The 26,387-nt window shown below is 72.4% G+C and carries 24 protein-coding genes and 1 pseudogene; 10 read left to right on the top strand and 15 right to left on the bottom strand.

Features of this window, described 5'->3' with window-relative positions:
• Together AB0G35_RS33040 and AB0G35_RS33035 are read left to right on the top strand one after the other, a co-directional pair.
• The gene (locus AB0G35_RS33040) at positions 1–3,243 is read left to right on the top strand and encodes a M48 family metalloprotease (protein ID WP_360957151.1); all 3,243 of its coding nucleotides are present in this window, start codon (positions 1–3) and stop codon (positions 3,241–3,243) included.
• Positions 3,244–3,307: 64 nt separating this feature from the next.
• Positions 3,308–3,532 (top strand): hypothetical protein, encoded by a 225-nt coding sequence (locus AB0G35_RS33035; protein ID WP_360957148.1) that lies wholly within the window; start codon positions 3,308–3,310, stop codon positions 3,530–3,532.
• A gap of 30 nt (positions 3,533–3,562) precedes the next feature.
• Here the strand turns inward: AB0G35_RS33035 and AB0G35_RS33030 are convergent, their stop codons facing one another.
• Positions 3,563–3,853, bottom strand: a complete 291-nt coding sequence (locus AB0G35_RS33030; RefSeq protein ID WP_360957146.1) for a hypothetical protein — start codon at positions 3,851–3,853, stop codon at positions 3,563–3,565.
• A 219-nt stretch (positions 3,854–4,072) separates the two neighbouring features.
• Positions 4,073–4,537, bottom strand: a complete 465-nt coding sequence (locus AB0G35_RS33025; RefSeq protein WP_360957144.1) for a hypothetical protein — start codon at positions 4,535–4,537, stop codon at positions 4,073–4,075.
• Between the two features lie 364 nt (positions 4,538–4,901).
• Between AB0G35_RS33025 and AB0G35_RS33020 the strand changes: the two genes are divergently transcribed.
• Positions 4,902–7,169: an FUSC family protein gene (locus AB0G35_RS33020; RefSeq protein WP_360957141.1), complete on the top strand. Its 2,268-nt coding sequence runs from the start codon at positions 4,902–4,904 to the stop codon at positions 7,167–7,169.
• 21 nt (positions 7,170–7,190) lie between these two features.
• On the opposite strand, the gene AB0G35_RS33015 is transcribed toward AB0G35_RS33020, so the two are convergent.
• Together AB0G35_RS33015 and AB0G35_RS33010 are read right to left on the bottom strand one after the other, a co-directional pair.
• Positions 7,191–7,979 carry an MBL fold metallo-hydrolase gene (locus tag AB0G35_RS33015; RefSeq protein ID WP_360957138.1) on the bottom strand — a complete coding sequence of 263 codons (789 nt, stop codon included), beginning with the start codon at positions 7,977–7,979 and terminating at the stop codon, positions 7,191–7,193.
• Positions 7,980–8,095: 116 nt separating this feature from the next.
• Positions 8,096–9,004, bottom strand: coding sequence for a PhzF family phenazine biosynthesis isomerase (locus AB0G35_RS33010; protein ID WP_360957135.1), 909 nt, complete (start codon positions 9,002–9,004; stop codon positions 8,096–8,098).
• A gap of 84 nt (positions 9,005–9,088) precedes the next feature.
• On the opposite strand from AB0G35_RS33010, the gene AB0G35_RS33005 reads away from it, so the two are divergent.
• Together AB0G35_RS33005 and AB0G35_RS33000 are read left to right on the top strand one after the other, a co-directional pair.
• Positions 9,089–9,997, top strand: coding sequence for a LysR family transcriptional regulator (locus AB0G35_RS33005; RefSeq protein WP_360957133.1), 909 nt, complete (start codon positions 9,089–9,091; stop codon positions 9,995–9,997).
• A gap of 340 nt (positions 9,998–10,337) precedes the next feature.
• Positions 10,338–11,018, top strand: coding sequence for a CAP domain-containing protein (locus AB0G35_RS33000; RefSeq protein WP_360957130.1), 681 nt, complete (start codon positions 10,338–10,340; stop codon positions 11,016–11,018).
• Positions 11,019–11,102: 84 nt separating this feature from the next.
• Here the strand turns inward: AB0G35_RS33000 and AB0G35_RS32995 are convergent, their stop codons facing one another.
• Genes AB0G35_RS32995 through AB0G35_RS32985 form a run of 3 tightly spaced genes read right to left on the bottom strand, consistent with a single transcriptional unit; the run spans position 11,103 to position 13,951 of the window.
• Positions 11,103–12,335 (bottom strand): cytochrome P450, encoded by a 1,233-nt coding sequence (locus AB0G35_RS32995; protein WP_360957128.1) that lies wholly within the window; start codon positions 12,333–12,335, stop codon positions 11,103–11,105.
• Between the two features lie 46 nt (positions 12,336–12,381).
• On the bottom strand, positions 12,382–13,752 hold the full coding sequence (locus tag AB0G35_RS32990; protein WP_360957125.1) for an FAD-dependent oxidoreductase: 1,371 nt from the start codon (positions 13,750–13,752) through the stop codon (positions 12,382–12,384).
• Complete coding sequence (locus tag AB0G35_RS32985; protein WP_360957122.1) at positions 13,742–13,951, bottom strand: ferredoxin; 210 nt, start codon at positions 13,949–13,951, stop codon at positions 13,742–13,744. The genes AB0G35_RS32990 and AB0G35_RS32985 overlap by 11 nt, the downstream gene beginning before the upstream one ends.
• A 431-nt stretch (positions 13,952–14,382) precedes the next feature.
• Here AB0G35_RS32985 and AB0G35_RS32980 point away from each other — a divergent pair, with 431 nt between their 5' ends.
• The gene (locus AB0G35_RS32980) at positions 14,383–14,880 is read left to right on the top strand and encodes a DUF2975 domain-containing protein (protein WP_360957119.1); all 498 of its coding nucleotides are present in this window, start codon (positions 14,383–14,385) and stop codon (positions 14,878–14,880) included.
• A complete protein-coding gene (locus tag AB0G35_RS32975) occupies positions 14,880–15,104 on the top strand; it encodes a helix-turn-helix transcriptional regulator (RefSeq protein WP_360957116.1) in 225 nt (74 codons plus the stop codon). Before AB0G35_RS32980 ends, AB0G35_RS32975 begins: the two co-directional genes overlap by 1 nt.
• A 44-nt stretch (positions 15,105–15,148) precedes the next feature.
• Here the strand turns inward: AB0G35_RS32975 and AB0G35_RS32970 are convergent, their stop codons facing one another.
• From AB0G35_RS32970 to AB0G35_RS32945, 6 genes are all read right to left on the bottom strand, one after another.
• Complete coding sequence (locus AB0G35_RS32970) at positions 15,149–16,051, bottom strand: aminoglycoside phosphotransferase family protein (RefSeq protein WP_360957113.1); 903 nt, start codon at positions 16,049–16,051, stop codon at positions 15,149–15,151.
• 80 nt (positions 16,052–16,131) lie between these two features.
• Positions 16,132–17,364, bottom strand: coding sequence for an FAD-dependent oxidoreductase (locus AB0G35_RS32965; protein ID WP_360957110.1), 1,233 nt, complete (start codon positions 17,362–17,364; stop codon positions 16,132–16,134).
• 170 nt (positions 17,365–17,534) lie between these two features.
• Positions 17,535–18,110, bottom strand: coding sequence for a hypothetical protein (locus tag AB0G35_RS32960; RefSeq protein WP_360957107.1), 576 nt, complete (start codon positions 18,108–18,110; stop codon positions 17,535–17,537).
• Between the two features lie 171 nt (positions 18,111–18,281).
• Complete coding sequence (locus AB0G35_RS32955; RefSeq protein ID WP_360957104.1) at positions 18,282–18,908, bottom strand: alpha-ketoglutarate-dependent dioxygenase AlkB; 627 nt, start codon at positions 18,906–18,908, stop codon at positions 18,282–18,284.
• Between the two features lie 61 nt (positions 18,909–18,969).
• Positions 18,970–19,395 (bottom strand): DUF4345 domain-containing protein, encoded by a 426-nt coding sequence (locus AB0G35_RS32950; RefSeq protein ID WP_360957101.1) that lies wholly within the window; start codon positions 19,393–19,395, stop codon positions 18,970–18,972.
• 27 nt (positions 19,396–19,422) lie between these two features.
• Positions 19,423–20,829: a tetratricopeptide repeat protein gene (locus AB0G35_RS32945; protein ID WP_360957099.1), complete on the bottom strand. Its 1,407-nt coding sequence runs from the start codon at positions 20,827–20,829 to the stop codon at positions 19,423–19,425.
• Between the two features lie 239 nt (positions 20,830–21,068).
• Here AB0G35_RS32945 and AB0G35_RS32940 point away from each other — a divergent pair, with 239 nt between their 5' ends.
• Positions 21,069–21,869 carry an alpha/beta hydrolase gene (locus AB0G35_RS32940; RefSeq protein WP_360957096.1) on the top strand — a complete coding sequence of 267 codons (801 nt, stop codon included), beginning with the start codon at positions 21,069–21,071 and terminating at the stop codon, positions 21,867–21,869.
• On the opposite strand, the gene AB0G35_RS32935 is transcribed toward AB0G35_RS32940, so the two are convergent.
• Entirely contained in the window at positions 21,826–23,313 is a 1,488-nt protein-coding gene (locus AB0G35_RS32935; RefSeq protein WP_360957093.1) for a PLP-dependent aminotransferase family protein, read from the bottom strand. The two genes, AB0G35_RS32940 and AB0G35_RS32935, sit on opposite strands and share 44 nt — an antisense overlap.
• A gap of 84 nt (positions 23,314–23,397) precedes the next feature.
• Here AB0G35_RS32935 and AB0G35_RS32930 point away from each other — a divergent pair.
• Positions 23,398–24,060, top strand: a pseudogene (locus AB0G35_RS32930) (hypothetical protein); the annotation flags it as partial.
• Positions 24,061–24,085: 25 nt separating this feature from the next.
• On the opposite strand, the gene AB0G35_RS32925 reads toward AB0G35_RS32930, so the two are convergent.
• Positions 24,086–24,823 (bottom strand): ribonuclease H, encoded by a 738-nt coding sequence (locus tag AB0G35_RS32925; protein WP_360957090.1) that lies wholly within the window; start codon positions 24,821–24,823, stop codon positions 24,086–24,088.
• A gap of 181 nt (positions 24,824–25,004) precedes the next feature.
• Here AB0G35_RS32925 and AB0G35_RS32920 point away from each other — a divergent pair, with 181 nt between their 5' ends.
• The gene (locus tag AB0G35_RS32920) at positions 25,005–26,288 is read left to right on the top strand and encodes a dipeptidyl aminopeptidase (RefSeq protein WP_360957087.1); all 1,284 of its coding nucleotides are present in this window, start codon (positions 25,005–25,007) and stop codon (positions 26,286–26,288) included.
• Positions 26,289–26,387: the final 99 nt, after the last annotated feature.

Genomic DNA, 26,387 nt, shown 5'->3' with positions numbered 1-26,387 from the left:
GTGGATGAGCGGATCCTCGGGGCGGGGACCGGACTGCGCTTCGTGTTGCTGATGGTGCTGTTCCTGACCAGCAGTGCCACTGTGACGGTCAAGATCGTCGAGTCGGTCGCCGACCCCCGCAACATCCGGGTCGGGTGTGCGCTCGCGGGCGGGGCCAACCCGGACAGCGACTACCTGGGCATCGCGCTGACCACGCTGCGCGCCGGTGAGGCGTACCGGAACTGTCTGGACCGCTTCGTCCCGTCGGCCGCGGGGTGGATCCCGGTCGTCGTGCTCGGCTCGCTCCTCGTCGCGGCGGGCGGGCTCTACTGGGTGCTGCCGCGCTGGAAGGGCCGCCGCGGACGGGTCGTTCCGGTGGAACGCGTCGCGGCACGGGGCGCCGAACACTCCGACGGGCACGCCGAGTTGTGCGCGGTGCTGGACGAGCTGGTCGAGGTGGCCGGACTGTCCGGTCGTCCGCCGCGGTTCGTGATCGCGCCGGCGGAGGTCACGGCCAGCGCGGTGGTCTTCGGACGGCTGCGGCGCTATACGGTCTGTCTGCACGGCGGGCTGGTGGCGCAAAGACGACACGATCCCGCGGGCTTCCGGGCGGTGGTCCTGCACGAGCTCGCGCACCTCCGCAATCGGGATGTCGACCTCACCTATGCCACGGTCGCCCTCTGGCGCGTCTTCCTCGTCGCCGTGCTGCCGGCGTACCTGGTCTGGATCGCGAAGGACCTCACGTCCTCCGCGGCGTCCGCGGTACTCGGGCCTGCGGAGCGGCTCGGCATGGCGCACGAACTGGTGCTGTCGGCCGCGATGATCGCGTTCGTCCATCTCGCCCGTGCGGATGTCCTGCGGACCCGTGAGACCTATGCGGATCTGGACGCTCTTGCCTGGGGCGCGGATGCCGGGGCGTGGCGAGACCCCGGACCGTCCCGGGTCTCACGCTTCTTCCATGGCGCAGGCGCCACCGCGTCTCCGTCCGCACGCGTCTTCCGCCTCTTGGGGTCGTTCGCCGCGTTGTGGCGGACGCATCCCCCGTGGGACCGGCGGGTGGCGGCGCTCAGCGATCCGCGGGAACTGTTCGCGCCCCATGCCGGCACCCTCTTCCTGGCCGGTGCCACCTCGACGATCGTCGGCGACCAGCTGGCCGATCTGTTGCCGGGCGTACGGCAGGGATGGGCGCTCGGGCCGCTGACGGCCCTCCTCGCGGGCCTGATCGCGGCGATTCCGGGGGTGGCGTTGTGGCGCGGCGTGGCGCGTGCGGTGCTGACCGGTGGGCGGGTGCCGTCGGGGCTGCGTGCGGGGTGGTGGCTCGGGGTGGGGCTCGTCGTCGGCGAGTTGCTGATGAGCACGACGTCCGGGAGCACGCGATGGCTGCCCCGGCATCCGGAAGCGTTCGCCCTGCTCCTCGTGATGAGCGTGGGCATCCTGTGCTGGACGGCGCAGTACGCGGAGCTGTCGGTGCGTGGGTGGCGGGGCCGCACCCTGCGCCCGGCGATGCTGCTCGGGCTGACCGCGACCTGGGCGGTGTTCGCCCTGTGGTACGCCTGGTGGCAGTCCGACGGCCATGTGCTGACGATGGGGTGGGCGTACTCCGGGACCGGGATCCGGGAGGCGCTGGAGCGCGATCTGCCGGGCACGGTGCCCGGTCATGAGGGTGCGCTGTCGGCGATCGCGATGGCCTTGCCGGTGCTGCTGCCGATCGGCGCGGACCCGATGATGCTGTGGGCCGCTGCGCTGCTGTGGCTGCTGCCGCTGCTCGGGTGGGTACGGCGGAGGAACGCGGAGGGGGCGGCACCGCGCTGGATGCGCAGTGCGCTGCGCGGTGCGTCCAGCCCGGCTCATGAGCCCCCGGTGGTGTTCCTGCCGCCGCTGCGCCGGGTGCTGTGTGCCGCCGGTGCCGGCACGTTGGTGTGCTGGGCCGGTTTCGTGGCGGTGATGGCCTCGATGCACACCTGGCAGCCGCCGGCCGACCGGCGGTACGGCACCTATCTGCTGCTCTTCCTGGCCTTCGTGCTGATCGTGCTGGTCGGCGGTGCGGCCGCCACGGCCCTGGTGACCGCCGCGTTCACCGCCCGTTGGCCGCTGCTCCTCGCCGTCGTGGCGGCCGGGACGACGGCGCTGTCCGGGCTGGCCGGCCTGTTCCTGCTCGGATCGTTCGACGGCTGCCTCGGTCCGCTCAACACGCTGAGTTCCCGGTGTAGTTGGCATCCCGGCGGGATCTGGGCGTTGACCGGGATCCTGCTGCCCCTGGTACTGGGGCTCGGGATCTTCGTCTCCGCCGCGGCCGCCCTGCTGGGTATGGGAGCGCGGCGGGTGGTCCGGTGGGCGCTGCCGGCCGATCGCCGAACTCACCGTAGTAGCAGATCAGTTGGGAAGGCGTCGGAACGAAGGTCGAGACGGCCCGGGCCCCAGCGGGAGAAGGTGGTCGCGCGACGGTTGTGGGTCGGTGTGACCTGTGTGGCCGTCCTCGCGCTCAACGCGACGGTGAGCCCGCCCCGCGGCGGCGCGGAACGGACCGGCCGGGTGTCGCTCACGCAGGAGCGGCTGGTGCCCCGGGACGCGATCCCGGCCGCCTCACCCCAGGTCCTCGGGATGCAGACGGACGCCTGGCTGCGGCTCGGCGGGAGGAACCTCACGGGGCGCTTCGGGGCCGCGATCCTGGGCATCGTCACGGCGCTGCAGGACGAGTCGGCGCTCACCGACCGGGGTTTCGCCACCCGCCGGATACGTCCGCACTGCGTCGCCGTCGAGCAGGTCGCCACGGAAGCCGGCCACTACTTTCCGCTTCCGGACCCTGCGGCCCAGCAGCGGTGGGCACAGCTCCAGCGGCGGGGCAAGCAGGCGGGCGCCGACTGCCGGCGGGCGATCGTCGAGGGCAGGCTCCCGGTGTTCACGAGGGCCATGCGGGACTTCCTGGGCATCGTCCGGGCCGCCACGGAACTGTTCCACACCATCGTGGTGCAAGCCGCCCCGGGGAGGACGACGCAATCCGCCCCCGGGCGCACACCGGCGGTCGGCGGGCCGGCTCAGCCCTCCAGCGGGGCCCCGAACCGTACGGCGGGGGCCGCAGGAGCCCCGTGGTACGCCGAGCCGGTGCCGGTCAGGCCGGTCGGGCTGCCGGGCAGGCGCCAGACCATGCCGGTGCCGCTCTCGCCGTCGGCGTTCTCCCCGGTGTCTTTTGCACAGGGAGACGGTTCAGCCCCCGTGGGGGTCGTGGTGGGCCGGGGGGCTCGGCGGTCGGGCCGGGCATCATAAAGTGTGAGTTTCGCGACCGCGGTTGCCATCGGGCCGCGCTGTCGTTGAGAACGGCATGAATAAAATGAACCGTGCGTTCGCCGCAGTTCTGCTGGCTGCCGGGGCCACCGCCGCCGTCCATCCCGCCGCGAACGCCTCACAGACGGACCGCCCGCTGCTGTTCAGCGTGGACGACGAATTGGCCAAGCTGCACGATCTGGGGCCCGCCGGAAAAGCGGCCCGGGCGGCCACCTCCCTCACGTCGGTGTTCCAGCTGCTCAACCCGGTCAGCCGTGTGCTGAAGAAGTAGGAACAGCGAGGACGGGCCCCTTATCCGGTATCAGACGACATGGTCGACAAGGGAATAGAGGAGGTAGACCGAATACGCGATGAGCACCAGGCCCCAGAAATAGGAACTGGGCTGTTCGTTCCGGATGTTCCACATCTTCTTGAGGCAGCCGACCGTGGCCAGAATGCCGAGAAGCCCGATGGCCGCGGAAATCCAGAAGATGACCGGGCGGTCGGCGGCGAAGCCGGTGCCGACGTTCGCCACGATGAACAGCAGTACGGGCCAGGTGTGGTTCAGCGGTGATTCGTCGGTTCCGGAAGCCTGCTGTGTCTCGTGCGCCATGATTGCTCCTCGGTTACGTGAAGGGACGGGCGGCCGGAGTTCCGGGATCGGCGGCGAGCCCGGGAAGGGCCCGTCGACGGTGCGCCCGGCGACCTGCCGTTGACCGGTAACCCGCCGCGGCGCCAAGGGAATTGGTGCATATACGGCGTGCGCCCCGGGTCGCCGGAGCGTACCAGGGGCGCACGTCGTTCAGCCTGGGATTCCGCTATCGGCGGGAATTCACAGGATGATGTCGATCAGCCACTCGATGGCGACCTTCGTGGAGATGAGACCGCCCAGCGTCAGCGTCTTGCGGATCCACTTCGGAAGCTTGTTCCACTGCTTCGTGAAGTAGCCCTTGCCCTTCTTGGCCCACTTGGTGAGCTTGATCTGCCAGCTCTTCGGCAGGCGCTTGAAGGCGGCCTTCAGGGCCTTCTTCCGCAGCTTGTCGATGATGCCGTGCGGGGTGACCTGGTTCGCACCGGTGTGCGCAGCGGTGCTGGCCCCACCGGTCTTGGCCGCGGCGTCGGCGAGCTGCTGGGACACGTTCGCCGAGAGGGCCGTGCGGGCCTGGTCGACGGTGACGGTCTGCACCGCGGCGGTACGGGCCGGAGCCTCGGTGGCGGCGGAGGCGGCCGGCGCGGCGACGCCGAGGGCCACGGCGGCGGTCAGGGCTGCTGCGGTTATTCGCATCTTGTTGCGCATGAGGACTCCTCAAATCAACTGTGCGGCACGGCTCTACCCGGAGGGGGGTCCGGTAGCGGCCTTACCTGGACCGGAAGTTCCGATCGACTGGAGAAGAGTTTTCCGAGTCCGCGGTCTTCTGGGTATTGAATCTTTGGGCAGTGAACGGGTGGGCAATGCCCTTCGGGACAGTGTCCGGCCGCGGGAATTCGACGGCACCGGGCGGGCATTCGACGCCGTACCGCACTCACGCGCGGGACAGCGCAATTCGCCCGTTTCTCCGTCTTCCGGATCCGGCCGCCGACCGGCCGGGGCCCCGGAAAACCGCCATGGGATGCTGAGACGTCCCTGCTCAGGGCGAGGAACGGGAGTGTAGAGCGGCGTGATGTCAGCGATACGACGGGCTGTGACCGGTACGTGGGACCGCTTTGCGGCCTCCGATCCCGGGCTGCTGCGGTTGATGGCGGGACTGCGGACGGTGGGGGCGATCCTGCTCACGCTGATCGTCCTGGCGCTGCTCCACACCGGGGTCACCCTGATGGTCGCGGGCGCGATGACGGCGATGGCGGCGACCTTCGCGATCCGGGAGAAGGAGGTGCGGGGCCAGGCGGTCACGCTGGCGCTGGGACTGCCCGTCGCGCTCGCCGCGATGTCCCTCGGAGCGCTGCTGCACGCCAGCGTCATCGCCGGCGATCTGTCCTTCCTGGCGCTGATCTTCGGTGCCGTGTACGCGCGCCGGTTCGGTGACCGTGGCACGGCGCTCGGACTGGTCGGGTTCCAGGTCTACTTCGTGTCGCTGTTCGTGCGGGCCACCGTGCCGGCCCTGCCGCAGCTGGCGCTGACGCTGGCCGTCGCCTTCGCGTGCAGCGCGGTCGTACGGTTCACCGTCGTTCCGGAGACCCCGCAGCGCACCCTCGCCCGGCTGCGCGCCGCCTTCCGGGCGCGGCTGGCGCAGCTGGTGGGCACCCATCTCGCCCTCATGGACGCCGAGCCCGGGCAGTTGGACGACGTCCTCGACGATCTGCGCCGGGACACCGCGCGGCTGCACGAGGCGGCGCTGATGATCCAGGGCCGCCTGGAGGAGGGCACCCCGGACGAGACCACGGCCGGGCTGCTGCAGCGCCGCGTCGCGGATGCCGAGATCGCCGCCGAGCGGCTGGGGATGCTGCTGCTCAACGCCCGCAGCGCCGAACGCGCGGACACCCTCACCCTGCACCTCCCGCACGCTCCGGTGCCCACCTCCGTGAGCGTGCTGGAAACCGGGGGCGATGTGCACACCAGGCTGCGCCGCGATCTGGAGGCGCTGAACCTGCTGGTGGCGCGGCGTGCGCCGGACGACCGCGGTACGGCGCTGGCGCATGTGCGCAACCGGCTGCTCGGCTACCGGGACGAGGACAAGCTGCCGCCGGCCTCGCCGGCCGTCCAGGACGCCTTCCGCGGTATCGGTGAGGCCGCGCGCGCCGTGCTGGGTCTGCGGCTGGCGCTGGACGGGCCGCAGGACGAGTCCGACGACTCGCCGGCCACCACGCGCTCGCGGGAGGAGTTCGACGCCGAGGACCTCGCGATCGTCGGGGCCGGGACGGGCGAGGAGGGCGAGCCCGAGGACGACCGCACCGGGTTGCAGCGGCCCACCACCCGGGCCGCCTTCCAGGTCGCGGTGGGCTCGGCGCTGGCCATCGTCGGCGGGGAGTTCCTGTCCAGCCAGCGCTGGTACTGGGCGGTGCTGACCTGCTGGGTGGTCTTCCTCAACACCTCGTCGACGGGCGAGATCCTGGTGAAGGGCTACCGCAGGCTGGTGGGCACGGTCTTCGGGGTGGTCGCCGGTGTCGCGCTGGCGGGACTGGTCGGCAACCACACCTGGACCGCGTTCGCCCTGGTGCTGGTGTGCATCTTCGGCATGTTCTTCACCGCGCCGCTGTCGTACGCGCTGATGTCGTTCTTCGTCACGGCGATGCTCGGTCTGCTCTACACCCTCCTCGACACCTACAGCCTGTCCGTGCTGGTGCTGCGCATCGAGGAGACGGCGCTGGGCGCGGTCTGCGGGATCATCGCCGCGGTGCTGGTGCTGCCGATCCACACCGACCGGCGTACGGACGAGCACCTGGACACGGTGCTGGTGCGGCTGCGGGAGGTGGTGTCCGCGGCGGTCGAGCAGCTCAGCGGTGGTCCCGCCGTCGACCTGCTGGGCCTGGCCCGTGATCTGGACACCGCGCTGGACGAACTGCGCGCCTCCACCCGGCCGTTGACGCATCCGATCACGCCGCTGCGGGTGCGGCGGCAGACCGCGCAGTATCTGGTGGCGCTGCTGGAGACCTGCGCGTATCACGCCCGGTCGCTGGCCGCGACGGCCGAGCTCGTGCCGTACAGCAGGACCATCGCGGCCGATCCGCGGCTCGCGCTGGCCGGGAAGCGCATCGGGCGGAACCTGGATCTGATCGCCGCGCGGGTGCGGGACGAGCCGGTCGAGGGCGAGGTGGAGGGCGGGGCCAGCATCGCCGCGATGCTGGAGGCGAGCGACTCCCCGGCACTGCGGTCGGGGACGGTCACCTTCCGCGTGCTGCGGCATCTGCAGCGGCTGGACGAGAACGTGGTGGGCATCGCCCGGCCGCTGGACGTGCCGGTGGCCGGCCGGAACACCGGCCCGCGGGCCTGACGCGCCGGCCGGCCCGGACGGTCACAACCGGATCTGCTCCCCCGGCTCGGGCAGCCGCAGCCGGTCCTCGATGCCGGCCCGCCGGAAGGCCTCGACCAACGAGTCGCCGCCCTGGGTGAAGTGGCCCCAGTGCTCGAAGTGCAGGGGCACCACCTGGCGGGCGCCGAGGATGCCGGCGGCCTCGGCGGCCCGCTCGCTGGAGAGGGTGAGGTAGGCGTCGCCGAGCAGCGGGGTCTGCGCGCCGCCGGCGAACAGCAGCGCCACGTCGAACGGCCCGAACCGCTCGGCGATCGCCCGGACCACGTCGAGCGAGGCGTTGTCGCCGCTGACGTACACCGTCGGCAGCCCGGCGCCGGACACCACGAAACCGGTGACCTCGCCGACCAGGTGCTCGGTGCCGTCGGGGCCGTGCTGCGCGGGGACGCCGGTGAGGGTGAGGGTGCCGCCGTCCGGGCGCGGCAGGGTGATCCGCTCACCGTCGGCGAGCGCCCGGACCGGGTCGCCGAGCCGTTCGCGCGCGGCGGCGGTGGACAGGACCAGCGGTGCCTGGGCGATGTACGCCCGGCCGGCGCGGTCGAGGTTGTCGGGGTGGTGGTCGTGCGAGAGCAGCACCGCGTCGACCGGGCCGACCTCCTCCGGGGACAGCGCGGCGCCCGCCGTCTTGACCAACTTCCGCTCGCCTATGGGGTAGTCACCGGGCGGGTCGAAGGTGGGGTCGGTCAGCAGCCGCACCCCGGCGATCTCCAGGAGTGCCGTGGGGCCGCCCACATACCGGACGGTGACTCCACCGGACGACGAGGATGCGCTCATGACTGCCTTTCCTTGCAGGGACGCCGCCGGCTGAACGGCGGTGCGGACGGCGGGAGGCCGTCCGCATGATCCGTAACGCCGGTGGTGCCGGGGCGCATTCCTGCCGGCGTCCGCGGTTATTCCGGGAGCGGAACGGCCGCGCCGGTCACCTTGATCCGTGCGTCGTCGGGGTCGATGTCGACGTACAGGTCGCTGGGGCGGCCCATGTCCTCGCCCTGGCGGAGGTGGACCCGCACCGGCTCGGTGATCAGGCCGAGGGTGCGCAGATAGCCGCCGAAGGCCGCGGCGGCGGCGCCGGTCGCCGGGTCTTCGACGACGCCGCCGACCGGGAAGGGGTCGCGGGCGTGGAAGTCGAGGCGGTCCGGTGCTTGGCGCTGCACCAGGTGCACCGTGGTCCAGCCGTGCTGCCGCATGAGGTCGTCCAGGGCGTCGAAGTCGTAGTCGAGGGCGGCCAGCCGCGCCCGGCTGCGGACGGCCAGGACGAGGTGGTCGTTGCCGCCGAAGGCGATGTGCGGCGGGAGTTGGGGGTCCAGGTCGTCCCGGCTCCAGTCCAGCGCCCGCAGCACGGTGTCGACGAGGGCGTCGCCGGCCGGGCGGGAGTGGGCGGGCACGCTGGTGAGGGTGGCCCGCACGGAGCCGTCCTGCGCGGTGGTGGACACCCGGATCTCCCCCGCCGGGGTGTCGAAGACCAGGTCTCCGGTGCCGGTCCGGGAGGCGAGGGCGACCGCCGTGGCGATGGTGGCGTGGCCGCAGAAGGCGACCTCGGCGAGGGGGCTGAAGTAGCGCAGGCGGTAGCGGCGGGCGGCGGTGTCGTGCGCGGTGACGAAGGCGGTTTCGGAGTATCCGACCTCGGCGGCGATGGCCAGCATGCGGGCGTCGTCGAGGGCCTCGGCGTCGAGCACCACGCCGGCCGGGTTGCCGCCCGAGGGGTCGGTGGTGAAGGCGGAGTAGCGCAGCACCTCGACGTCCGCGGGGGCGGCGGGGTGGGTGTGGGGGGCGGGGGCGGAGGTCGTGTGGTTCGTCATGGGTTCACCGTGTCACCGACACCGCCATCGCGTCCAACGATAAATCTTGCTGGACCACATCGGACATCGCGATAGCGTGGAGGGATGGAGACCCGGCTTCTGGAATCGTTCGTGGCGCTGGCGCGGGCGGGCAGCTTCACCGCGGCGGCCCGCGCCCTGCATCTCGCGCAGTCCACGGTCACGGTCCATATCCGCACCCTGGAGAAGGAGTTGGGGACGCCGCTGTTCGACCGGTTGCCGTCGGGGACCGTCCCGACCGCCGCCGGGCTGCGGCTGCTGGAGGAGGCCGAGGCGGTGCTCGACGCGGTGGCGAGGCTGCGGGCGACGGCCTCGGCATGGCACGGGGACGCGGCGAGCGGGACCGTGGCGGGCCGGGTCACGATCGGGGCGGCGGACTCGCTGTGCGCCTCGCGGCTGCCGTCGGTGATCGCCGCCCTGCGGCGCGCCCATCCCGGGCTGGAGGTCCATCTGAACGCGGTCGGGACGGCGGCGGCGATGGACGGGCTGCGCAGCGGCCGGCTCGATCTGGTCCTGGTGCTGGAGCCGGAGGTGGACGAGAGCGATCTGCTGGCCCACCGGATCGCCGAGCTGCCGCTCACGTACGTCGCGGCACCGGACCATCCGCTCGCCGGGCGGACGGCCGGCTGGGAGGAGCTGGCCCGGGAGAGCTTCTTCGTCCACGAGGAGGGCTGCTCCTACAGCGACCGGCTGGTCCGTGCCCTGCAGGGCGCACCGGGAACTCGTCCTGGAATCACCCGGTTCGGCAGCATCGATGCCGCCCGGTCCTGCGTGGCGGCCGGCCTGGGGTTGACGCTGCTGCCGCAGGTGACGGTCGAGGGGCAGCTGGCGGACGGCCGACTGGCCGCCGTGCACGGGCCCGAGGCCCCGCCCGTGCCCGTACAGCTCGTCCGGCACCGCAGGCGGTGGGTCTCGCCGGGCGCCCGGGCGGTCACCGAAGAGCTGACCGCCGCCTTCGCCGACACCGCCCTGTGACATCCGCCATAACCTCCCGTGACTCCCACTAGTCCGCTTAGTAGCAAGGCCTTCCACCGACATAGGGGATTTGTCCGCCTTGAGGTGACGATTCCCCGCTGATCCGCGGACGGTATGCGTCCCGTCGCCCTTTCGTCCCCACGGCACGAGCATGACGGCAATTCTGACGGTGTGACAGGCATTCCCGGCAATTGCCGGTACCGGGCAGCACACCTCACCGCCGACGACAAGGGCCGGGAGGTGCTACTAAGCGCTTTAGTAGCCAAGCCCTCCGCCTTTCCTTGCTTGTGTGCCGAGGCTTTCCAAAAATGACGAACCCCATTACCGAGTGAGGTCATCAATGACGAAGCACCGCCGGACGAGGCATTACCGGAAGATAGCCATCGGCGCCCTGGCCGTCAGCGCACTCGCCGTGCCGACCGCCGCCATGGCATGCCTGAACGGACCGGACGAAGGCCATTGGGGCCACGGAAACCACTGGGGCCACGGGAAGTGGCACGGGGCCGCCCATCACCACCACTCGGGAAGCGCCGGCTGGCACACCAAGCCGAGCGCGGGAACCACCGCCAAGACCGCCGCCTCGCCGAGCGCGGCGCCGAGCAGCGCCGCACCCAGCAGCGCGGCACCCAGCACCGCACCGACCTCGGGCACGGCGGCCAGCATCCTGAAGCTGGTCAACAGCGAGCGCAGCAAGGCCGGTTGTTCCCCGCTGAAGCTCAATGCGAAGCTGACGAAGGCCGCGCAGGACCACAGCAAGGACATGGCCGCGCACCGGAACATGTCCCACACCGGTTCCGACGGATCGGACCCCGGCCAGCGGATCACCCGCGCCGGATACGACTGGAGCGCGTACGGCGAGAACGTCGCCTACGGATATTCCTCGCCGGAAAGCGTGATGAAGGGCTGGATGGACAGCCCCGGCCACAAGCGCAATATCCTCGACTGCTCCTTCAAGGAGCTCGGTGTCGGCCTCGCCCAGCCCGGGAATTACTGGACGCAGGACTTCGGCACGGCCGGATGACGCACTCCGGAACGGCCGCGTGACGGCCGGCTGAATTGTCCTCCGGTCTCGCCTCCCGGTTTTCCGCCCCGTTCTGCGCGTCCCTCAGCCACCTGCCCGGTCGTGGTCGATCAGCAGGTGCCGGGGGCCGCGCAGGACGGGACTGCGGCGGTACGGGGGCGGGTCCTCGACGAGCCGGGGGTTGGCGAGGTGCTGGACGAGGGCGGTGAGTGCGGCCTGGGCCTCCAGCCGGGCCAGCGGCGCGCCGAAGCAGCTGTGGATCCCGCCCCCGAAGCCGAGGTGCTGGTTGTCCTCGCGGCCCGGGTCGAAACGGTCCGGGTCGGGGAACCGCCGCGGGTCGCGGCTGCCGGACGCGAGCACGAGGATCAGCGGGGCGCCGCGCGGGACGGTGACGCCGTCGACCTCGATGTCGGCGAGCGGGGTGCGCTGCGGCAGCATCTGCACCGGCGGCTCGTAGCGCAGGAGTTCCTCGACCGCCCGGGGCATCAGACCGGGGTCGTTGCGGAGGCGTTCCAGCGCCTCGGGGCGGCGCAGCAGGGTCAGCATGCCGTTGGTGATCAGGTTGACGGTCGTCTCGTGGCCGGCGATGAGCAGCAGCACCGCGGTCGTCATGATTTCGAGCTGGTTGAACCCGCCGTGGTCGGGCCCCGGGTCGGTGGCGAATGCGGAGAGCATGTCGTCGCCGGGGCTGTCCCGGCGTGATGCGGCGAGTTCACCGAGGTAGAGACCCATGGCCCGGCGGGCGTCGGCGGCCGCGCGCTGCCGTTCGGCGGGGTCCACGCCCGGGGTGGGGTCGAAGCCGGAGACGATCGCGTCCGACCAGCCGCGGAACGTCGGCTCGTCCTCGGTCGGTACGCCCAGCAGCCGGCAGATCACGGTGACCGGGAGCGGATAGGCGAATTCGTCGACGAGGTCGATGCGGTCCTTGGTCCGGAGCTGGGCGAGCAGTTCCTGGACGAGGCGGGTGATCTCGCCGTGCAGGGCGTCGATCCGGCCCGGATTGTGGGGCGGCCCGAAGGAGCGCATGGCGAGGCTGCGCAGCCGGTGGTGCTCGGGGTCGTCCATGCCGATGAAGGACGGCGGCATGCCCTGCTCCGCGTCCCCCACCTCGTCGGGTTCGGTGCGTTGCCGGCGGTCGGAGCTGATCCGCGGGTCGTGCAGCAGGGCGGTGATGTCGTGGTAGCGCCCGACCAGGTAGCTGCCGTCCCGCTGCCGGGCCGCGGCGTGCTCGCGCAGCTCGGCGTAGAGCGGGTAGGGGTCGGGCCGGCTGGCGTAGTCCGTGATCCGCTCGAAGAGGGTCTCGGGGTCCGCGGCCATGGGCGGGGCTCCTCACGCGGTGGGGGACGGTGGTCCGTCCGTGGTCTCAGCGGCCCGGTTGGACCAGGGTCAGGCGACGGTCGGGCAGATGGCCGGTGAGGGCGACGGTCGGGCCGTGCGAGAGCACCTTGGGGTCGGGGACGTCGGACGGGACCGGGGCCGGGGACTCGGCCTGGTCGGCGGCGCCCGGCGGGGGCGGGAAGGGCGCCGCGGTCTCGATCAGGCGCTGGTAGTACTCCAGCGATTTGGCGTGGTTGACGCTCACCGCGGCGGTGACCCGCCCCCGGTATCCGTAGACGGCGACCAACCGGAGGTCTTTGAGGGAGCCCTGGGCGATGACCACCTGGTCGGAGAAGGTGGGGACGCCGACGGACTTGATGTTCAGGCCGAACTGGCTGGACCAGAACGCCGGGACGGTCAGGTGCGGACGCCGGCGCGGTCCGGGGTTGACCATGTTGTGGGCGGCCACCTCGGCCTGGGCGACCGCGTTGCCCCAGTGTTCCAGGGACAGCAGCTGGTACTCGAAGAGCGGGTGCGGGAAGCGCGCGACGTCGCCGGCGGCGAAGACGTCGTCGGTGACGATGCCGTACATGTCGAACGCCCGGCAGCCCGCGTCGCAGGTGACCCCGCGCGGTCCGGCGGCGAGGCCGGATTCGGCCACCCACTCGGTGTTGCGGATCGCGCCCAGGGCGACCACGGCGACATCGGCGTCGATCCGCGTCCCGTCGGAGAACCGGGCGCCGATGAGCCGGCCGGCGCGGTCGCTCTCCAGGGCGGTGACCGTCACACCGCAGCGCAGATCGACGCCGTGTGCGCGCTGCAGCTTGGCGGCGAGGGCGCCCAGCGTGCCGCCGAGCGCGCCGACGAGCGGCGCCGGTCCGCGTTCGGCGACGGTCACCGCGAGGCCCCGCTCGATGCAGCCGGACGCGATCTCCGAGCCGGTGAAGCCGGCGCCGATGACCAGGACGCGGCGCGGCCCGGCGTCCAGCCGTGCCGCGAGCCCGGCCGCGTCCCCGCTCGTGCGGAGGGTGAACACCCCTTCCAGGGCGGCCTCTTCCGGATTCGGCCAGGGCCGGGCCCGGGTTCCGGTGGCGATCAGCAGCCGGTCGTAGGGCTCCTCCGTGCCGTCGGCGAGCAGGACGCGTTTGCCCAGCGGATCGAGCCCGGTGGCCCGTACGCCGAGCCGCCAGTGCGCGTCCACCGGGCGACGCCGCGGCAGTCCGGTGTCGGCCGCGGAGACCCGGCCGAGCAGCACCTGCTTGGACAGCGGCGGCCGGTCGTACGGCGGCTGGGCCTCCTCGCCGATCAGGGTCAGCGAGCCGGCGAAGCCCTCGTCGCGCAGCGTCTCGGCGGCCCGCAGACCGGCGAGCGAGGCGCCGACGATGACGATCCGGCCGTCGCGTGGGTCACCGTTCACCGGTACCGGCCTCCTCTCCCACGAGGATGGCCTGCACCGGGCAGGCGGCGGCCGCGCGCAGCACGCGTTCCTGCTGCCCTTCCGGGACGACCGGGCGGTACAGCAGGGCCTCCTCGCCGTGCATCATGAACACCTCGGGGGCGAGGAAGGCGCACTGCGCGTAACCCTGACAGCGATTGAGGTCGACGACGACGTTCATCCGTCCGCTGTCACTCCTCTCACCCTCAAGGCCCGGCACGTCCGCGGCGTGTGCGTCGTGTGCGGCGCATGCGTGCGGTGACGGCATGCGCGCGGCGGGCGTTGGCTCGTCGTTCCTGTCTACCGCGGGACGGGGAGCGGGGCAGGTGGAGGTGGGCCGTTGGAGGGATGGGTGGTCGGCGGCCCCTACGGGGCGTCGGCGCTGAGCGAGGACGTACCAGGAGCGGCCGTCCTCGGGCGGGGGTCGAGCACGCCGCCGGAGCCCTGACCGAGGAGCAGTGGCAGGCCAGCGTGGGCCCGTACATCCGCGAGGTCGTGGAGAGCGGCGCGTCGGCCCGGACGACCAGTTCGCGTTCGGCCTGCGCCGCATCCTCGACGGGGCCGGAGCCCTCATCGATTGATTTTCGATCGAAAACTATCGACAATCGATAGATGCATCGCTTCTTCATCCTCGCGCTCCGAGCCGGCATCGCCGCGGCGATCCTCGTCGGCCTCTTCGGTCAGATCGTGGTCATCCCGACGACGGCGGCCGATGAGGTCGACCGCTTCCCGCCCTACGCCCCGTTCGCCACGCCGTACGTGACGGTCGCCATCGTCGGCGTCGGCTGCGTCCAAGTCGCGCTCGTCGCGGTGTGGATGCTGCTCGCCATGGTCCGACGCGATGCGCTCTTCAGTCCGCTGGCCTTCCGCTGGGTCGACACCATCATCGGAGCGTCGGTCGTGGCGACGCTGCTGGCGCTCGGGGTGAGCGGGCATCTGGCCCTGGCCGAGATCCCTTCGCCCGATGACGGCATGCGGGTCATCGGGGCCCTGGGCGCCGCGCTCGCGAGCGTCGGCGTGGGGGCGGCGTTCGCCATGCTCGTCGTCGTCCTGCGCAGCCTCCTGCGCAAGGCGACGGATCTGCAGACCGAGATGGCCGAGGTGGTCTGATGGCGATCATCGTCGACCTCGAAGTGCAGCTCGCCCAACACAACATGTCCGTCGGCGAGTTCGCCGCTGCCGTGGGCATCACGCCCGCCAACGTCGCCGTGTTGAAGAACGGCCGCGCGAAGGCCGTGCGGTTCACCACCCTCGACGCGATCTGCCGCACGCTCCGGTGCCAGCCGGGTGATGTGCTGCGCTGGGTGCCCGACGACGGCGTGGAGGAGGGCTGAGGAACCTCAGCCTCGCCCAGAAAGCCCAGTCCACCTCAGAAACCTCAGCCCTCCCCCAGCACCGCCCGGATCACATGCCGGGCGTTGCGCGCCATCGTCGGGTTGGTCCGCCGGTAGTACGGCAGCGCGATCAGCGCCTGGGAGAGCGTCCGGGCCCGGCCGCGGATCCAGGTCGCCTCGTCCACGTCCAGCGCCTCGCGGAAGACCTTCCGGGCGTCGGCCGGCAGCAGGTTCCACGCCGGGAACAGGTCGCAGGCCGGATCGCCCACCCCCATGCATCCGAAGTCGATCACGGAGGTCAGCCGGCCGCCGGTCACCAGGAGATTGCCCGGCATCAGATCGGCGTGCAGCCAGACCGGCGGCCCGTCCCAGTGCGGGGTCCGCAGCGCGTCCTCCCATACGGCGGCCACCGCATCGCAGTCCACGGCCTCCTCCGGGATCCCGCGCAGTGCCTCGATCGCCGACCGGGTCTGTGTGTCGAGCGAGGCGAGCGGCCCGCCGCGGTAGGCCGCCGGCGCCCCGCGGAAGGTGAGGCTCCGCATCGCCGCCACGAACCCGGCCAGATCCCTGGCCAGCGGCACCGGCTCGCTCAACGCGCCCGCCTCGGGGTTCTCCCCCGTCAGCCACCGGTACACCGACCACGGCCATGGATATCCCTCGGCGGGCTGCCCGGCCGCGAGCACCTCGGGGATGACGGTGGGGAGCAGCGGCGCAAGGCGGGGCAGCCACTCCTGCTCCGTCGAGACGTCCGGGGCCCCGCCCTGCACCAGCGGCAGCCGTACGACCATGTCGTCGCCGAGCCGGTACATGGCGTTGACCGTGCCACCGGACGGAAACCGCTCCAGCGCCAGCCCCGCCCAGTGCGGGAACTGCCCGGCGATCAGCCGCCCCACGAGGTCGTCGTCGAGCGGGTACCGGCCGGGAGGGATCTGCCCTGTGCTGCTCATGGGGCGTCATCCGACCGCCGGGCGGCGGCAGACGTCAAACGCTTTTCGGGACCGACGAACCGGCCGGTGCGGCGGGCCGGTCAGCGCACCGAGGCGGCCGGCGGGCGTTCCCGCAGGGCGCCGTAGGCGAGGAAGTACGCCGGCACCCGGTTCAACCAGCGTGACCTGGTGAGCAGTTCGGCCAGCCGCTCGGCGCGCCGCGGGTTGCCGAACGGCGGCCGGCCGGTCAGCACCGGCTCGATGACCCGGGTGTGCGCCACCCGTTGCAGGCCCTGGGTGAGCACCGTCGTCGGCCACCGGCGGCGCTGGACACCGCGCACGTCCCGCAGGCCCACCGCCCCGGCGCGCAGCGGTTCGACGAGGTACCGTGCGGCGGCCACCGCGTCCTCCACGGCGAGGTTGATGCCGATGCCGAAGACGGGTGACATCGCGTGCGCGGCGTCACCGATGCACAGCAGCCCCGGCCGGTGCCAGCGCCGCAGCCGGTCGAGGCGTACGTCGAGCAGTTTGACCTCGTCCCAGGACTGCACGGCGTGCGCCCGGTCGGCGAGCCAGGGAACGGCCCGGGTGAACTGGCCCATGAACGCGTCCAGGCCGGCGGCGCGGCGTTCGGGGTCGGTTCCCTTGGGGATGAGTCCGGCGCACTGCCAGTACTCGCCACGGTCGATCATGGCGGTGAGGAAGCGGTCGCCGACGCCGCCCACGAGCCCGTGCGGATCGCCGTCCCGTCGCGGCAGCCGGAACCACCAGGCGTCCATCGGGCAGGCGAACTCCTCCAGCCCCAGTTCGGGCAGCATCCGGGCCAGCGAGCCGCGGCCGTCGCAGGCCACGGTGAGGGTGGCCCGCAGCTCCCCGGTCCGCCCGTCGGACGTCCGGTACCGCACGCCGGTGACTCGGCCCCGTTCCATGAGGAACGACGTCGCCTCGGTGTTCATCCGGACGGAGAACGACGGCTCCTGCCGGGCCTCGTCCACCAGGAGGTCGAGCAGGTCCCACTGCGGCACCATCGCGATGTAGTTGAACCTGCCCGGCAGCGCCCCGATGTCGCCGACGGTGACCAGCGAACGGCCCGGCCCGAGGGGCAGCTGAACGCTCGTCACCCGGCGTTGCGGCAGGGCCGCGAACCGCTTGCCCAGGCCGAGGTCGTCCAGCAGCGCCAGCGTCGAGGGGTGCACGGTGTCGCCGCGGAAGTCGCGCAGGAAGTCGCCGTGCTTCTCCAGGACGGTGACCTCCACGCCGGCCCGGGCCAGCAGCAGGCCGAGGACCATTCCGGCGGGACCGCCGCCCACCACACAGCACGTGGTCCGTTCCATCGCCACCGCTCCTTCCGCGGATCCCGGGGGCCCGCCACACCCGCACCGGCAGGCGCACGGGCCTCAGCACAGGCATATATGCCCGTACGCCCCGGTGGCCAGACCCGGGCCGCGCCGACCCGGGTCCGCTTGGCGGAGCGTGCGTCACCGCATCACCGCCCGGGACCGGCTCACCAGGTGTGGGCGACGTCCACGATGAGCTGGTTGCCGGACTGCTGCACCCGGAACGGGAGCTTGGCCCGGACACCGAGGCCGATCTGCGTCTGGCCCTCGAAGCTCGTCCCGAAGCGGGTGTCCTTGAAGGTGCGGTATCCGCTGATGTTCACGCCCGGCAGCGGCTTGCCGGCCGTCCCGGCGTAGGTCTGCTTGCCGGTCGTCGGGTCGTAGCTCGGCGCGGAGACGTAGACCTGGAGGATGGCACCGCCCTGGACCGGTATCTTCTCGCCGGATCCGTCCTGGTGGAAGGCGTCGACATAGCCGACGTGGTAGCCGACCTTGCCGGTGGCGCCGCCGAGGTCGAAGACCATGCGGTCGTAGCAGGTGTTCTGGCTGGTGGTGATGTTCTTCAGCGGCTGGGCGCTCGCGTCGGTCGCCGACTTGTCGAGGCTCCCCCAGTTCGTCGTGCAGGCGGTGACCGTGCTGTGCGTGCCCGCCGGGCCGGTCGCGGCGCCGGCCATTCCGGCCGTCCCGAGCACCCCGGCGCCCGTCAGGACGACCACCGTGGCCGCTGTCGCCAACCGTCGCATTTCTGCCCCCAAAGGAAGGTGAAGGATGAAGTCCGCGCGGTAGGACCGATAGGACGGCACCCACGTTGCCCGAGGGGCGCATTTCGGTCAGCGCGCGGCGGAAGTTGTCGTGAAAACGGGGTCGCCGGCCGGGCACGGGCAGCGTCGCCGGCCATCGGGCGGGCCGGCCGGTCAGCGGACACCGTGCGGCCGGAACTGGATGCTGATCCGCGGTCCGACCGCCCGGGTGCTCTTGGGTATCGCGTGCTCCCACGTCCGCTGGCAGGAGCCGCCCATGACGATCAGATCGCCGTGCCCGAGCGGCCGCCGGACGCTGCTGCCGCCGCGACGCGGCCGGAGCAGCAGGTCCCGCGGCGCGCCCACGGACAGGATGGCGACCATGGTGTCCGCCCGGCTGCCGCGGCCGGTGCGATCGCCGTGCCAGGCCACGCTGTCCCGGCCGTCGCGGTAGTAGCAGAGCCCGGCCGTGGTGAACGGTTCGCCCAGTTCGTCGGTGTAGTGGGCGGAGAGCGCGTCCCTGGCCTCGGTGAGGACGGGGTGCGGCAGCGGGTCGTCGGCCTGGTAGAAGGCGAGCAGTCGCGGGACGTCCACGACGTGGTCGTACATCTGGCGGCGCTCGGCCTGCCAGGGAACGTCGGTGGCGAGCCGTACGAACAGGGCGTCCGCGCCGCTCAGCCAGCCGGGCAGCAGATCGATCCAGGCCCCGTCGCCGAGCTCGGTCCGGCGTATGCCGTACAGCGGGCCGAGTCGGATCTCGTCGGTCTGGTCGAAGAGCGAGCCCTGGAGTTGCGTGCCCATGCCTCCAGCGTACCGAGCGATTCGAAAATCTGTTCTGTCAGGCGTCCGGCACGGTCGCCGGTCAGGGCTTCCCGGTCGCCGCCCGGTTCCGCCCCTCGGCGGTCGCCGCCAGAGCCCGTTCCTCCGCGCCCGCCAGCCAGAAGTACACCGGCGGCAGCACGAGCTCCAGAACGGTCAGCGGGACCTGGAACCACTGCGGCGGGCCGTACACCGCGAGGGAGAGCAGCCGGCCGAGCCCGCCGAGCAGGAAGATCCCGGCGAGCGCGCGCACCGCCTTCGCCGGGATCGGTGACTGCCGGGCCGCCCAGATCCAGGCCAGGCCGTACCCGAGGAAGACCGCGTTGTAGAACCGCTCCCGGCTGTCCACGGTCGGGCCGGCCGAGCCCTCGCCCGGTACCGAGGCGATTCCCAGCACGAGATGGAAGGCCCCGATCGCCACACAGGCGATTCCCATCGCCCACACCAGCCACCTGAGTAATTTGTCCATGACTTCTTGCCCCTGGTCTCGTGCGGCTCAGGTCGTTGCCTGGTCCGTTGCCTGGTCCGTGGCGCGCCGGCGTGCGGCGGCCGCCCGGGCGGGGTCGCCGAGCAGGTCGGCGAGGCGGGCCTTGGCGGACCAGTTGTACGGGCACACCGGGCGCAGGTTACTGCGCTCGCTGAGCAGCGTGCCGGCCAGGTCGGTACGGCCCGCGTGCAAGGCCGCCTCGACCAGGGTCCGCTGGAGGGCGTCCCGCTGGGCGTGGCTGCCGCCGAAGTCGTTGAGGCGGTGGCGGACGGGCAGCAGGTGTTCCACGGCCGCGGCGTGGTCGTGCCGGCCGTAGGCGATCAGGGCGCGGCAGACCGGCAGGCCGATCTCCGCGGTCATCCACCGGTTGGAGACCGCGGGGGCCGAAGTCACCCAGTTCTCCCGGTCCTTGACGAGGCGCTCCGCCCGGTCGATGCGGTCGGCGCCGACGTAGGCCATGACGGCATGGGCGTCGTTGAAGGCGTAGTGCGGACCGTCCGCGCGGCGCTCCCAGGCGTCGGCGAGCCGGGCCCAGCGGGCGCCCTGTTGCTCGCCCGCCAGATGGAGCCGCCACAACAGGGCGGCGGCGTCCAGGAGTTCCATCGCCGCGCCCGGGGACCCGTCGTGGTGCAGGGCCGCGTCGTAGATCTCCAGGACCCGGGACGTGTTGCCGGTCTCCAGGGTGAAGAGGGCGTAGTGCCACCAGGTGTGGACGGTGAGGAGGGTGTCGCCGGACCAGTTGCCGGTGCGGTCGTCCAGGAAGCGGATGCCGTCGGCGAAGCGTCCGCGCATCTCGTAGGTGTGCGCGACGCCGTGGATGCCCCAGACGTCGTCCGGGTGCTGGGCGAGGGCGGCCAGACCGGTCTCCTCCGCGCGTTCGTAGTGGCCGGACTCCTCCAGGCCGAAGGCGTACATGCCGAGCAGCGGGCCGTGGTGCGGATCCTGCTCGTCCCAGGAGTCCAGCGCCCCGCCGACCCGGTCGCGCAGGCGCTGGGCGTCGCCGGTGAGGAAGTCGTGCTGGTGCCCGGCGATGAGGGCGAGCACGTCGCGGGGGAAGGCCACGGTGAGGTCGCCGAGGATCCGCCCGGCGCCGTGCATGTCGCCGTCCAGCCAGGTCGTCGCGGCGGCGAGGTGCATCCGCTCACGGGGCGTCAGTCTCCCCTCGTCCAGGCCGGCGAGGAAGCCGTGGAAGGCCGTACGGGCCTCGGCCGCGTCCTTCTCCTCGGTGCCGAGCACGCCCAGATACGCGGCGAGGGCCTGGCCCATCACCGACCGCGGCGAGTCGGCGAGCACGGCCCGGGCCGAGTCCGCCACCCGCGGCCGGAAGAACAGCAGGTCGTCCAGGGCCTGTTCGTAGTGGCGGAGGGCTTCGGTACCGGTGTCGCTCATCACGTGCCCGTGGCGGTCCGTGGTCATGGGGGCTCCTGGTGCCGGGAACATCGTCGCTGTTCACCATCGTCCCCGGGACGGGCCGGGTTCAGCAGGCCATTCAGCCGGAACTGGCCTGATCGGGGTACCCGGGGCGGCCCGGGGCCCTTCCGGAACGGCGCGGCAGGGGCCCGGCAGAATGACCTTGTGCACGGGCATGCGGTGCCCTGCGGTGCCCGCCGCGTGGAGCGACGCGGGCAAGGGAAACGCTGCGAGGGGAGCAGGTTGTGCGGAGTGCCGTGGTGACGCCGGGGGGCGACCGGATGCGGTGGGTGGAATGTCCGGGGGCCGGTCCCTGCCGGGTCTATGTGCACGGACTGGGCGCCGCGTCGCTCCCTTACTTCGCCGAGGTGGCGGTGCACCCCCGGCTGGCCGGCCACCGCTCCCTGCTCATCGATCTGCTCGGGCACGGCATCAGCGACCGCCCCACGGACTTCGACTACACCCTGGAGTCGCACGCCGATGCCCTGGCCGCCGCCCTGGAGTCGGCAGGGGTCGCCGGTGCGGAGCTGATCGCGCACAGCATGGGCGGTTCGGTGGCCATCGTGCTGGCCGCCCGGCATCCGCGGCTGGTGTCCCGTCTGGTGCTCGTCGACGCCAATCTCGATCCGCTCGTGGCGGCGCGCGGCACCGGGGGCAGCCGGGACATCGCCTCGTATTCCGAGGAGGAGTTCCTGGCCTCCGGCTGGGCGGAGTTCGGCGAGCGGGCGGGGGCGCACTGGTGGTCCACCATGCGCCTGGCCGGCCGGGAAGCGCTGCACCGCAGTGCCACTCACCTCGTACGCGGGACCTCGCCGACCATGCGGGAGCTGCTGCTGACGCTGGCGATCCCGCGCAGCTACCTCCTGCCGGAGGCCGACGGCCCGCTTCCCGGCGCCGACGCCCTCACCCGGGCCGGGGTGCGGGTCGTCGCCGTCCCGGACTGCGGGCACAACATCATGCTCGACAATCCGACGGGCTTCGTACGGGCCACCGCGGCGGCGCTCACGCCACCCAGTGGGGCCGACGGGCGGCGGACGGGACCGTGAGGTCGGCGGCGAGGGCGGTGGCCATGCGCCGCACCGCCTCGCGCAGGGTGTCCGGCGGGGTGGTGTAGGGAATGCGCAGGCGCTGTTCGAAGACGCCCGGGTCGGTGGCGAAGTAGGCACCGCCCTCGATCCGGACGCCGTGCTCCAGCGCCCGTTCCGCCAGGGCCGAGGCGACCGGCTCGCCCAGGTCGGCCCAGAGCGACAGGCCGCCGGGCGGCAGGCGCCAAGTCCACCGCGGGGTGTGCTCGGCCAGCGCCGCGGCGAGGGCGGCGCGTTGCCGGCGCAGCTGTTCCAGGCGGGGCGGCAGCAGCTCTGCGGCCCGCGCCAGCAGGGCGAGGGCCAGCAGTTGGTCCACGACGGAACCGCCCATGTCGGTGGCGACGCGCTGACCGGCGAGTTCGGTGACCAGCCGGGCGGGGGCCCGCAGCCAGCCGATGCGCAGACCGCCCCAGTGGGTCTTGCTCATCGATCCGATGGTGATGACCTTGCCGGTTCCGCCGGGCGTGGCGTGTGAGGCGAACGGCGGCGGGGCGGGAACGTCGAGGGCGAGATCGGTCAGGGTCTCGTCGATGACCAGCCAGGTGCCGGAGCGCCCGGCCGCGCGCAGGGTGCGGACGCGGTCCGGCTCGGGCATGAGACACCCGGTCGGATTGTGGAAGTCCGGTATCAGATAGGCCAGTTGGGGCACGGTCTGATGCAGTGTGGACTCGATGATCTCGATGTCCCAGCCCTCGTCGGTCACCGGGACCGACACGGTACGGACCTGGGCGCGACGCAGCGCCTCCAGGGCGTTGGGGTAGGACGGGTTCTCCACCATGACCCGGTCGCCGGGCCGGCACAGCAGCCCGATGACGAGGGTGAGGGCGTGCTGGGCGCCGGACGTCACCAGGATCTGTTCCGGGAGGGTGGGCAGGCCACGCCGGGTGAAGCGTTCGGCGAGGGCGGCGCGCAGTTCCGGCAGGCCGTAGGGGTGGTAGCCGGGAGTGGGGGCGTGCTCGGCCAGTCGCGGGGCGACCTCGGCCAGGGCGTCGACGAGTGTCTGCTCGGGCAGCCCGGGGGCGGCTCTGGCCAGGTCGATCGCGGTGTCCTGCGGGCCGAGGAGCCGTGCGATGCCGCGCGGGGTGCGGCCCTCGGGCAGGTCCGTCCAGGTGCCCGAACCCTGCCGGCTGCGCGCGTAGCCGCCCTCGCGCAGCAGGTCGTACACGGCGGTGACGGTGGTCCGGCTCGTGCCGAGCGCGACGGCCAGTTCCCGTTCGGCGGGGAGTCTGGTGTGCAGGGCGATGCGGCCGTCGAGGACCAACGTGCTGATGGCCTGGGCGAGATGACGGTAGGCGGGCCGGGCCCCCGCCGGGTCGGGCAGCAACGCGGCGAGCTGCCGGGCCCCCACGGTCCGGCCCGGGCGGGGCGCCCCGGCCGCGGAACGCGACGGATCTGCGTCCACCACACCATTCCCCTGCAATTGGCCGTGTTCTCCGGGCCGATCACTCTACAGAGTTGCCTCATTGGCCTGGAGAGAGGCATCACCACCATGGACCCGGACCGTCGTCATCAGGAGGCCGTGCCTCCCTCACCGCCCCCGTTGCCGTCCCCTCCCCCGCTCACCTACGTCCCCCTCGGTGAGCGCCCGTCGCGGCGCCTGCCCCAGCTGTTCCTCGGGCTCACCCTCTACGGAGGCAGCCTTGCGCTCATGGTGCGGGCCGGGCTGGGCCTCAGTCCCTGGAGCGTGCTGAACGAGGGGCTGGCGGAGCGCACCGGCCTGAGCTTCGGCACCCTGACCGGTCTCGTGGGGGCGCTCGTCCTGCTCCTCTGGATCCCCCTGCGGCAGCGGCCGACGTTCGGCACCTTCGCCAACATCGTGGTCCTGGCGGCCTCGTCCGACCTCGGCCTCCGGCTCCTCCCCGAGCACCCCGGGCTCGCCGCCCGGATCGGCCTGCTCGCGGGCGGCGTCCTGCTCAACGCGTTCGCCATCGCTGTCTACGTCGGTGCGCGGTGCGGCCCCGGCCCGCGGGACGGGCTGATGACCGGTGCGTCCGCCGCCAGCGGGCGTTCGCTCCGGCTGGTCAGGACGCTGATCGAGATCACCGTGCTCGTCGTGGGCCGGCTGCTCGGCGGCAGCGTCGGTGCCGGCACCGTGCTGTACGCGCTCGCGGTCGGCCCGACGACCCAGTTCTTCCTGCCCTGGTTCGCCTACCGGAGCCCGGTGGAGGGCGGCCGGGTCAGTCCGCGGCCGCGCCCACGCCGTCGCGGCAGTCCGGGTGGCCCCAGCCGTCCGGGTTCTTCGCGATGGGTTCCCCGGCCGCGTACGAGCGCCCGCAGCGGCAGCGGCCGGGGAACTTCGCCTTGAGCGTGCGGCCGGAAGTCCCGGAGGGGCGGCGGCGCGGCGAGGAGGCCGTCTTCGCCGCGGGCCCGGAGGTGGTGCGGCGACGGGTGCCGGCCGGGCGGACGCTGTCCGGTGCGGCCGGCGGCTCCGGCGACCCGAGGGCGCTGCCGGCGGCCTCCTGGACGGTCGCGGCCTGGCTGGCGGCGCGGTCGGCGAAGTCGTTGAGCCGGTCGCCGTCCACCTGGTGCGCGGGCACGTAGCGGAATTCCACCGTGCGGCCGGCGAGCAGTTCGTCGATGCGGACGACGAGTTCCTGGTTGGCGACAGGCTTGCCGGAGGCGGTCTTCCAGCCCTTGCGCTTCCAGCCGGGCAGCCAGGTGGTGACGGCCTTCATGGCGTACTGGGAGTCCATCCGGATCTCCATCGGCACGGCCGGGTCGGTGGCCGTGAGCAGGCGTTCCAGTGCCGTGAGCTCCGCGACGTTGTTGGTGGCGGTGCCGAGGGGACCGGCCTCCCAGCGGACGACGGTCTCCCCGTCATCGGCGAGCACCCAGGCCCAGCCCGCGGGTCCCGGGTTTCCTTTGGAGGCGCCGTCACAGGCGGCGATCACGCGTTCAGCCATGCCCGCGATCATGCCAGGCCAGGGGCTGCGGGGCGAAGTCGCGCAGAGTGCGGTGATCGCTACGCACGGGGCGGGGCCGGGCGGGGTGCGGGGGCCGCTCCTAGGCTGGTGGAACGGACGGTTCCGCCGCTGGGAGAAAGCGTGTGGGGGCGGAAGGGTTCGGTGGGCCGCGCACCGTCACGGGAGAGGCCGTATGACGTACCGCTTCAGCGCGAACGACCAGTTCAACTACGAGATCCTGCTCGCGCTGGGCTCGGCCTGGCGCCGGGGCGCGGACGTGGGTGAGGTGCTGTCCACCGCTGCCACCCTCACCGCGGACGCGGACGACGGGAACGGCGACGAGAACGGCGACGGCGCGAGCGAGGGCGAGGCCTGGGTGCGCGCCTGGGGCGGACTCGGCCGGACGGTCCGCGCACGGGCGGAGAAGTGCGCCGCCCAGGGGCGCGCGGTCAGCGCGCGGGACGGGTACCTCCGGGCGGCCGGATACCTCGGCATGGCGCTGGCGGCCGTCGATGCCTGCCCCGACCCCGAGGCCCGGCTCCGTGAGCTCTTCGCGGAGCACCGCACCTGCTTCGGCCGTTTCGCGGCCGCAGGGGACCCGCCGGCCGAGCCGGTCACCATCCCGTACGAGGACCGCACGCTGCCCGGCTACCTTTTCGGCCCGCCGGACCGTACGGGAGCGCTGCCGACGGTGATCGTCAACAACGGCAGCGACGGCCCGATCTCGGCCGCCTGGACGCTGCTCGGCGCGCCCGCGGTGGACCGCGGGTACCGCGCCCTGCTGTTCGACGGCCCCGGCCAGCAGTCCCTGCTGTTCGAGCACGGGGTCCCCTTCCGCCCCGACTGGGAGAAGGTGATCACGCCGGTCGTCGACTTCCTGACCGCGCGCGCCGACGTCGACGCCGAGCGGCTGGTCCTCGCCGGGATCAGCCAGGCCGGTTACTGGGTGCCCCGCGCGCTCGCGTTCGAGCACCGCATCGCCGCCGCGGTCGCCGATCCCGGGGTCGTCGAGGTGGCGGCGAGCTGGTGGCCGCATCTGGGCCCTGAGCTGCGCGCACTGTGGGAATCCGGCGACCGTGAGACCTTCGACCGCCTCCTGCACGAGGCGATGGCGGAGTCCCCCACGCTGGGGGCGATGTGGCGCTGGCGGGCCAAGCCGTACGGCATCGAGTCGCCCTTCGACCTCCTCACCGAGGTCTCCCGGTACACCGTGCTGCCGGTGGCCCACCGGATCACCACCCCGCTGCTCATCACCGACCCCGAGGGCGAACACTTCTGGCCCGGCGCGTCGGCACGCCTCCACGAGGCGCTTCCGGGCCCCGGGGAACTGATCCGCTTCACGGAGGCCGAAGGCGCCCACCTGCACTGCGAACCGCTGGGCCGCGCCCGCTTCGAGCAGCGCGTCTTCGACTGGCTCGACGAACGGCTGGGCATCGGTTCCGGGGACGCTCTTGAAAAAGAAAGGAAAATGTCCTGAGCCCCTAGATGATTGAGTCCGATGTTCTTAGTGGTCGTAGGCGATCAGGGATCGTTTGATCTTGGCGCCGGTGGTCCAGTTGTGCCAGATGCAGGCTGC

This window comes from Streptomyces sp. NPDC021749 (genome assembly GCF_040640655.1).
Classification (GTDB): domain Bacteria; phylum Actinomycetota; class Actinomycetes; order Streptomycetales; family Streptomycetaceae; genus Streptomyces.
The sequence above is the reverse complement of the archived record's forward strand: the minus strand, read 5'-3'. Positions and strand labels throughout refer to the sequence as shown.